Below are 8,457 nucleotides of genomic sequence, written 5' to 3'. Positions count from 1 at the left end.
TCCAGGATACCCAAACCCAACCCAGGCAATCGCATTTCAAGGAACGCAAACCAACAGATCCCATCACTCAGGACCCGCCAGCCACGTCCCCCTTCCGTCTATTCACTTGTAAAAGAGCGGTGCCCAAGGTCGCCCCCAGGCAGGGCGCGGCTTATAGGTCGGGCGTCGCCGGCTTGTCAACGACGATTCACAAAAATCCGCGCAACGATAAATTAACGTGGTCCGATGGACACTTAGCTTCGCACCGTCGTGCGGCGTTAAGGTTGACAACCACAACACCGTCCGGCCAATCTGCAACCCGTCCGAAGGGGACGTCACAAAAGGCCGGGGGATCGTGCGCCAAACCCGCCATTTTCAGTCATTTGCCGCCGAACGCAGGGGCCGTGCCCTGGCGGTTGCCCGCTTCGGCGCCGTGGCCGTGCTGGCCACCGGCCTCATCGCCAGCGCGGCGCTTGCCTGGCTGATCAAGCAACAGCCCAACGCGCTCAGGCCCTCGCCGGCCGTGCAGGCACGGCTTGCCGCCGCGATGCAGAATCTGGCGGACGATTTCGTCGCCTATGCCCGCTCCACCTTCCCGCATCCCACGCTCGACTGGGCCGGCCTCGATTACAAGGTCCACACGCCCAATGCCGCGCCGTTCGAAGGCTTCCGGCTGGGCGAGCCCGAGGATGACGGCGAAGCCGAAGCCGCCGACCAGGTCTCCCGCACCTTGGCGGTCGGCCGCGGCGACACCCTGATGAAATTGCTGGTCAGTGCCGGCGTCGACCGTGGCGAAAGTCAGGAAGTGGTGAGCGCGCTGCGTCGCCTGTACGACCCGCGCAAGCTGTCGATCGGCCAGGAGTTGACCTTCACTTTCGCCCGCGACGAGGGCGCCCTGAAGCTGACCGAGATCGCCTTCGCGCCGTCGGTCGAGCGCAGCGTCGCCGTCCGCCGCACCGCCGAAGGCGAGTTCAAGGCCGAGCAGACCGTCGTGCAGCTGACGCCGGCGATGGCACGCGCCACCGGCAAGATCGACGATTCGCTGTTCCTCGCCGCACGCCGGCACGGCATGCCAATGCCCGTGCTGAACGAGCTGATCAAGCTGTTCAGCTACGACGTCGACTTCCAGCGCGAGATCCAGCCCGGCGACGGTTTCGACGTGGTGTTCGACCGCATGCTCGATGCCGGCGGCCGCGCCGCCAAGGACGGCGACATCCTCTATGCCTCGATGACGCTGTCCGGGCAGACCTTGCGCTATTGGCGCTACAGCCCGAGCGATTCCAAGGAGCCGGAATACTTCAACGACAAGGGCCAGAGCGTGCGCAAGGCGCTGCTGCGCACGCCGATCGACGGCGCCAGGCTGACCTCGAGCTTCGGCATGCGCCGGCACCCGATCCTGGGCTTCACCGCCATGCATAAGGGCGTCGATTTCGGCGCCGCCACCGGCACGCCGATCCAGGCCGCCGGCGACGGCGTGGTCGAAATGGCCGGCTGGAACGGCGCCTACGGCAAGTATGTGCGGATCCGGCACAACGGCACCTTCTCGACCGCCTACGGGCACATGTCGACCTTCGGCCGCGATGTCGCCGCCGGCCGCCGGGTGCGGCAGGGCGAAGTGATCGGTTATGTCGGCACCACCGGCCGGTCGACCGGGCCGCACCTGCATTACGAAGTGCTGCGCGACGGCAAGCAGATCAACCCGATGTCCGTGCGCTTCCCGACCGGGCGGGTGCTGGAAGGCCGCGAGCTGCAGCGCTTCCGCGACGCCATCCGCGACCTGGAGGCAAGGGGCGCCCGCGCCACGCTGGTTGCGGCCAACGGCGAGTAAGCTGATTAAATAAGGTTACCGACAACTCGATTGCGCTGCCTGCGGAAGCGGCGCATCATTCCTCCATACGCAGTTAGGTGACGCTTTCTGGGCTTTCAGCGGGCCCGATGGCAGAAGCGGCAGAAAATCCGCCCGGTCGGGCCCTCTTACGCCGATGTGGAGGGAACCGACATGAACGTGTCCCAGATCCTGAAGCAGAAGGGCAACCGCATCGTCTCGGTGCCGGAGGATGCCACCGTCGGCGAGGCGGCAACGATGCTCGCCCGCGAGGGTATCGGCGCCGTCCTCGTGCTCGATCGCGCCGGCCGGGTGGCCGGCATTCTCTCCGAGCGCGATCTGGTGCGCGGACTGGCGAGCCACGGCGCCGGCGCGGTCGCCCTGGGCGTCGCCGAAGTGATGACGCGCAACGTCGTGTTCTGCCGTCCTGAGGACAGCATCGATCGCGTCATGAGTGAGATGACGACACGGCGCTTCCGCCACCTGCCGGTCACCGAGAATGGAAAACTCGCCGGCATCGTGTCGATCGGCGACGTCGTGAAGTACCGGCTGATGGAGACCGAGGCGGAGGCCGAATCGCTCCGCCAGTACATCGCCGCCGGCTGAAGGCGGCTCAGCGCCGGGGGTGTTCCGCGAGCAGCCAGTCGCGGAACACCCGGACCGGTGCGCGGGCGAAATGCGCCGCGGGCGCCACCACCCAATAGGACCATTCCGCGCGCCTCACCTCCGGCAGCACCGGCACGAGGCGCCCTTCCGCGAGATGCTCCTCCAGCATCGGCAACCGCCCGAGCGCGATGCCCTGCCCCGCCACGGCGGCGGCAATCAGGACCGAGGAATCGCTGAACGACAGCCCGCGCGAAGCCAAGTCCTCCGGCAAGCCGGCCGCGGCGAACCATGCCCGCCAGCTCATCCACCATTGCGCCGGATGCGCGTCGGTATCGTGCAGCAGCACTTCGCCCGCAAGGTCGGCGAGGCCGCGGATCGGCCCGCGCGCGTGCAGCAGGCGCGGGCTTGCCACCGGCGTCACGTCTTCATCCATCAGATGATGCGCCACCAGGCCGCGGAACGGGCCGCAGCCAAAGCGGATAGCGAGATCGACATCCTCGCGGCCGAAATCGAGCAGCCGACGATCGGTGCGCAGCACCACGTCGATCTCCGGATAGGCGCGGCGGAACCGGCCGAGCCGCGGCACCAGCCACCCGGCCGCCAGCGCCGGCAGCAGGGTGATGGTGACCACGCCGGATGGTGCGCGCGCCGAAAGGCCCGTCGTCGCCTCCGCAACGCGATCGAACGCCTCGCTCAAGGTCGGCAGCAGGCGCGCGCCGGTCTCGGTCAGGACCAGGCCATGCGGCAGGCGACGGAACATGGCGGTGCCCATGCGCGCTTCCAGCGCCTTGACCTGCTGGCTCACCGCCGCCGGCGTGACGCCGAGTTCCGCCGCCGCGGCGACGAAGCTGCCCTGACGGGCGGCGGCCTCGAAGGCACGGAGCGCGTTGAGCGGCGGCAGCTTGCGGGCCATCCGCGCAGCATAAGGAAATCTAAGTCTGGCGCCGAGAAAGACTTGCTTGCGCGCGGTTCGGCCTGGCGCAATCTCCCGCGGCACCGCCCGAAGGGGGTCACCATGCTGACGCTGTACGACTACATGGATTCCGGCAATGGCTACAAGGCGCGGCTGCTGCTGCACCAGCTTGCCATTCCGTACCGGCGGATCGAGCTCGACATCGACAAAGGTGAGACGCGGACGGCAGCATTCCTGGCCAAGAATCCGAACGGCCGCGTGCCCGCGCTCGAACTAGATGACAGCAGCATCATCGCCGAATCCGATGCCATCATCTGGTATCTCGCCGAGGACACGCCTTTCCTGCCGGAAGGCCGGTTAGGCCGGGCGCAGGCCCTGCAGTGGATGTTCTTCGAGCAGTACAGCCACGAGCCCTATGTGGCGACGCCGCGCTATATCCTGCGCCACCTGGCGCCGGACAATCCGCGCCGATCCGAGCTACCGGAGCGCCAGGCGCGCGGCCGGGCCGCGCTCGCCGTGATGGAGACGCATCTCGCCACGGCGCCTTTCTTCGTCGGCGGCCACTATTCGATCGCCGACATCGCGCTCTACGCCTATACGCACGTGGCCGATCAGGCAGGCATCGACCTCACCCCCTATCCGGCGGTGCGCGCCTGGCTTGGCCGGGTGGCCGCCGAGCCGCGGCACATTCCGATCACGCAGGGCTAGCCGGAGCGACGTTTCGGAAGATTGCCCTGGTCGGACGATTGCCCTGGGTCAAGCATCCCATGGCCTTTGGCGGTACTATCCCGCCAGCCGCCCGGGAGGTTGCCGATGCTCGCCCCTTTCGAGACCCATGAGGTCCTGAATCAGTCGCCGCCGCTCGAGGCCTACAACCTCTATGCCGGCAATATGGCCCTGCGCGAAGGCGTGCGGCGCGAAGGGGCTAAATGGGCCGACCGGTCGCTCACCGCCTTCGGCGAGCTGCTCGGCAAGCCCGAGACAATGGAGCTAGGCTATCTCGCCAACCGGCACACGCCGACCCTCAAGACCTTCGACCTGAAGGGCCGCCGGCGCGACGAGGTGGAGTTCCATCCGGCCTGGCACCGGCTGATGGCGATCGGCTGCGGCCAGGGGCTGCATAGCGGGCCCTGGGCCGATCCACGGCCCGGCGCGCATGTGGCGCGTGCGGCCGCCTTCATGCTGTTCGCCGAGGTCGAGCAGGGTGCGCTCTGCCCGCTCACCATGACCTTCGGTTCCGTCCCGGCGCTGCGCCGGTTTCCCGGCGTCGCCGGCCCCTTCCTCGAACGCGTCCTGAAGCCAAACTACGACGCGCGCTTCCGCCCGATTGCGGAGAAGACGGGCGCGCTGGTCGGCATGGGCATGACCGAGAAGCAGGGTGGGTCGGATGTGCGCACCAATACGACCCAGGCCGAACCGGCGGGCGATGGCGCCTACGCCGTCACCGGCCACAAATGGTTCTTCTCGGCCCCGATGTGCGACGGCTTCCTGGTCCTGGCGCAGGCACCCGGCGGGCTCTCCTGCTTCTTCCTGCCGCGCTTTCTGCCCGACGGTTCGCTGAACGCAATCCGCATCCAGCGCCTGAAGGACAAGGTCGGCAACAAGTCGAATGCGTCGAGCGAAGTCGAGTTCCACGCCGCCACCGGCTGGCTGCTCGGCGAGGAAGGCCGCGGTGTACCCACCATTCTGGAAATGGGCACCTATACGCGGCTCGATTGCGGGCTCGGCACCACCGGCATCATGCGGGCATGCCTCGCCCATGCGCTGCATCACACGGCGCACCGCACGGTGTTCCAGAGGAAGCTCGTCGACCAGCCGCTGATGCGGAACGTCCTCGCCGATATCGCGCTGGAGGTCGAGGCGGCGACGGCCTGCATGCTTCGCCTGGCGCGCGCCTTCGATGCGCAGGCGGAAGAGGGCGAGACCCTGTTCCGCCGCCTGATGACGCCGGCGGCGAAATACTGGATCTGCAAGCGCGGGCCCGGGCTCGCCGCCGAGGCGATGGAAGTGCTGGGCGGCAATGGCTATGTCGAGGAAGGCATCATGGGCCGGCTGTACCGCGAGATGCCGGTCAACTCGATCTGGGAAGGCTCCGGCAACGTCATGTGCCTCGACGTGCTGCGTGCGCTGGAGCGCTCGCCGGAGACGCGCGCCGTGCTAGCGGCGGAACTGAAGCAGGCGCGCGGCGCGGACCGGCGTCTCGACCAGGCAATGTCGGCGCTGCAGGCCGAGCTCGAGGATCCGACCGAGGCGGAGACGCGGGCGCGCCGCACGGTGGAGCGGCTGATGCTGGTGTTCCAGGCCTCGCTTCTGGTACGCCATGCGCCGAGCGCCGTCGCCGATGCCTTCATCCAGAGCCGTATCGAGCGCGATGCGCCCGGTCACTACGGCGTGCTGCCGCGCGGCATCGACCTGGGCGCCCTGGTCGAGCGCGCCGCGCCGCTGCCTATGTAGAGGGACGACGATGCAGACGCAGAACCGCATTCTCGACGATCTGGCCCGCATGGCCGCTTCGGCCGTCGGCGCCATGCAGGGCGCCCGCCACGAAGTGGAGGCCGCCTTCCGCGCCCGACTGGAAAAGATGCTGGCCGATATGGATCTGGTGACGCGCGACGAATTCGAAGTGGTGAAGGCCATGGCCGAGAAGGCGCGCGAGGAAAACGAGCGCCTCTCTGAACGACTGGCTGCCCTGGAGGCCCGTCTCGGGCCACGGGATTAACCGCGAAGGCCGCCAAGAGCGCGAAGGGACGCGAAGGCAGTTTCAGCGCTTTGCGCCCATCGACCTTCATTGCGCTCCTTCGCTCTCTTGGCGGCGTTGGTGGTGAAGTCAACGGGGAGGGAAGATGGAAAATCTTGAGATCATCCTGGCGCGGCGGCCGGATGGGCGGCTGTCACCGGACCATTTCGAGGCGCGCGCGGCGGCGGTGCCGGAGCCGGGCCCCGGCGAAGTGCTGCTGCGCACGCTCTATCTCTCCATCGACCCGGCCAATCGCGCGTGGATGAGTCCGGTGCCGACCTATGTGGCGCCGGTCAAGCCGGGCGATGTGATGGCAGGCTTCGCGCTGGGCCAGGTGGTGCGGTCGAACGATCCTTCCTTCCGGGCCGGCGACATCGTGGAGGGCGCCACTGGCTGGCGGCGCTTCGCGGTGACGGCTGCGAGGAACCTGCGCAAGCGACGGATGTTCGATCCGCCCACGGCGCTGCTCTCCGTGCTCGGCATTACCGGCAAGACGGCCTGGTTCGGCATGGCGGAGATCGGCCGGCCGCGCAATGGCGAGACGGTGCTGGTCTCCGCCGCCGCCGGCGCCGTCGGCTCCATCGCCGGCCAGATCGCCAAGGGCATGGGCGCGAAGGTGATCGGCATCGCCGGCGGCGCGGCGAAATGCCGGCACGTGGTCCAGGATCTCGGCTTCGACGCCGCGATCGACTACAAGGCCGAAAGCGTGGGCGAAGGCCTCAAGCGGTTGGGCATCAAATCCGTCGACGTCTATTTCGACAATGTCGGCGGCGAGATGCTGGAAGCAGTGCTGTTCCGCATGGCGAATTTCGGCCGCATCGTCTGTTGCGGCAACGTCTCGCAATACGACACCGCGACGCCGGCGCCGGGCCCGCGCGGCGTGCCGGGCCTGCTGGTGGTGAAGCGGTTGCGCATGGAAGGCTTCATCGTGCTCGACTACGAGAGCCGCTACGACGAGGCGGAAGCGGACCTCGCCCGCATGATCGCCGAGGGCCGACTGACCTATCGCGAGGATATCGGCGAAGGCCTGGCGAGCGCGCCGGCCATGCTGGTGCGCGTGCTCGCGGGCGGCAATACCGGCAAGGCGATGGTGCGCGTCGAGTAGAAAAGAAAGGGCCGCCGGTCACCCGGCGGCCCCACGAATGCAGAGCGCTGGATCAGCTGCCGCTGCCGCCCAGCACCTCGCCGAACCGTACCCACATCTTGCCGTCGAACTTGATCAGCTGTTCCTGATCGATCGGCGCGAAATCGGTGGGCGAGGTATTCACCTTGATGCCCGGCAGAAGCATCGGCAGGTCAAAATTCTTCAAGCTGGCCGCCTGCTTCATGATGTTCTCGCGCGTCAGCTCGTCGCCGCACTGCTTCAGCACCTGGATCAGACCCATGGCGACGTTGTAGCCGTAGACGTTGGACGCGTCCTTCTTGTCGCCATTCGGATAGTACTTGTCCATCCAATCCGACCACGCCTTGTAGGCCGGATCGTTGGCCCATTGTGGATCGGTCGGGTCCTTGAAGTACTGCGTCGAGATGATGTCGACGGATTTCTCGAGGCCCGCCGGGACGAGCACCGAGCCGACGGAGGCCGACACGTTGTTCAGGAAGTGCAGCGGCTTCCAGCCGATGTCGTAGGCCTTGCGGATCGCCTGCGCGGCAAACTTGGGCGTGGTGATGTTGAAGAACACATCGGCCCCGGCACCCTTGAGCTCGATGATCTGCGAATCGACTGTAGGGTCGGTCACCTCGTAGGAGAGCTCCTTGACGATCAGTTTCTGGCCTGCCGCGCCGAGGCCGTCCTTGAAGCCCTTGAGGTAGTCCTTACCGTAGTCGTCGTTCTGGTAGAGGATGCCGATCTTGGCGTTCGGCTTCTCCTTCAGCGTGTACTTGGCGTAGATCTGGCCTTCGATCTGATAGTTCGGCTGCCAGCCCATTGTCCACGGGTGACCCTTGGGGTCGTTCCATTTGGTCGCCCCGGTGGCGACGAAGAGCTGCGGCACCTTCTTGGCGTTCATGTACTTGTGAATCGCAGAGTTCGGCGGCGTGCCGAGCGTGTTGAACAGGAACAGCACCTCGTCCTGCTCGATCAGCCGGCGCACCATCTCCACCGTCTTCGGCGGGCTGTAGCCGTCGTCATAGGTGATCATGCGGAGCTTGCGGCCGTTCACGCCGCCCTGCTCCTCATTGACCTTCTTGAAATACGCCTCGAGCGCGCGGCCGATCGTGCCGTAGGCCGAAGCCGGACCCGAATAGGGATTGGTGTGGCCGAACACGATCTCCTTGTCGGAGGCGCCGGTATCGTACTTCTTCTGCGCCAACGCTGGCGCCGCCAGCGCCAGCGCGGCGGCGGCGACAGCCGCGACGCCGAAACGTGAACCGAGCTGCATTTTGCGCTTCCCTTCC

At 67.0% G+C, this 8,457-nt stretch carries 8 protein-coding genes; 6 read left to right on the top strand and 2 right to left on the bottom strand.

Annotated elements, in window-relative coordinates; translation table 11 throughout:
• The first annotated feature begins 334 nt into the window (after nt 1–334).
• A complete protein-coding gene (locus DT074_RS20530; RefSeq protein ID WP_162915048.1) occupies nt 335–1,807 on the top strand; it encodes a M23 family metallopeptidase in 1,473 nt (490 codons plus the stop codon).
• A 171-nt stretch (nt 1,808–1,978) separates the two neighbouring features.
• Nucleotides 1,979–2,410 (top strand): CBS domain-containing protein, encoded by a 432-nt coding sequence (locus tag DT074_RS20525; protein WP_119421734.1) that lies wholly within the window; start codon nt 1,979–1,981, stop codon nt 2,408–2,410.
• Between the two features lie 7 nt (nt 2,411–2,417).
• Here the strand turns inward: DT074_RS20525 and gcvA are convergent, their stop codons facing one another.
• Entirely contained in the window at nt 2,418–3,323 is a 906-nt protein-coding gene (gene gcvA / locus DT074_RS20520; protein ID WP_119421733.1) for a transcriptional regulator GcvA, read from the bottom strand.
• A gap of 102 nt (nt 3,324–3,425) precedes the next feature.
• On the opposite strand from gcvA, the gene DT074_RS20515 reads away from it, so the two are divergent.
• From DT074_RS20515 to DT074_RS20500, 4 genes are all read left to right on the top strand, one after another.
• Nucleotides 3,426–4,031: a glutathione S-transferase family protein gene (locus DT074_RS20515; protein ID WP_119421740.1), complete on the top strand. Its 606-nt coding sequence runs from the start codon at nt 3,426–3,428 to the stop codon at nt 4,029–4,031.
• A 105-nt stretch (nt 4,032–4,136) separates the two neighbouring features.
• Complete coding sequence (locus tag DT074_RS20510) at nt 4,137–5,777, top strand: isovaleryl-CoA dehydrogenase (RefSeq protein ID WP_119421732.1); 1,641 nt, start codon at nt 4,137–4,139, stop codon at nt 5,775–5,777.
• Between the two features lie 10 nt (nt 5,778–5,787).
• On the top strand, nt 5,788–6,042 hold the full coding sequence (locus DT074_RS20505; protein WP_119421731.1) for an accessory factor UbiK family protein: 255 nt from the start codon (nt 5,788–5,790) through the stop codon (nt 6,040–6,042).
• A gap of 124 nt (nt 6,043–6,166) precedes the next feature.
• A complete protein-coding gene (locus DT074_RS20500; protein ID WP_119421730.1) occupies nt 6,167–7,165 on the top strand; it encodes an NADP-dependent oxidoreductase in 999 nt (332 codons plus the stop codon).
• A 52-nt stretch (nt 7,166–7,217) separates the two neighbouring features.
• On the opposite strand, the gene DT074_RS20495 is transcribed toward DT074_RS20500, so the two are convergent.
• Entirely contained in the window at nt 7,218–8,441 is a 1,224-nt protein-coding gene (locus DT074_RS20495; RefSeq protein ID WP_119421729.1) for an ABC transporter substrate-binding protein, read from the bottom strand.
• Nucleotides 8,442–8,457 lie beyond the last annotated feature (16 nt).

This window comes from Desertibaculum subflavum (genome assembly GCA_003576705.1).
Lineage (GTDB): Bacteria > Pseudomonadota > Alphaproteobacteria > Ferrovibrionales > Ferrovibrionaceae > Desertibaculum > Desertibaculum subflavum.
Note: the sequence above shows the minus strand (reverse complement) of the source record. Positions and strands in the feature narration are given on the sequence as shown.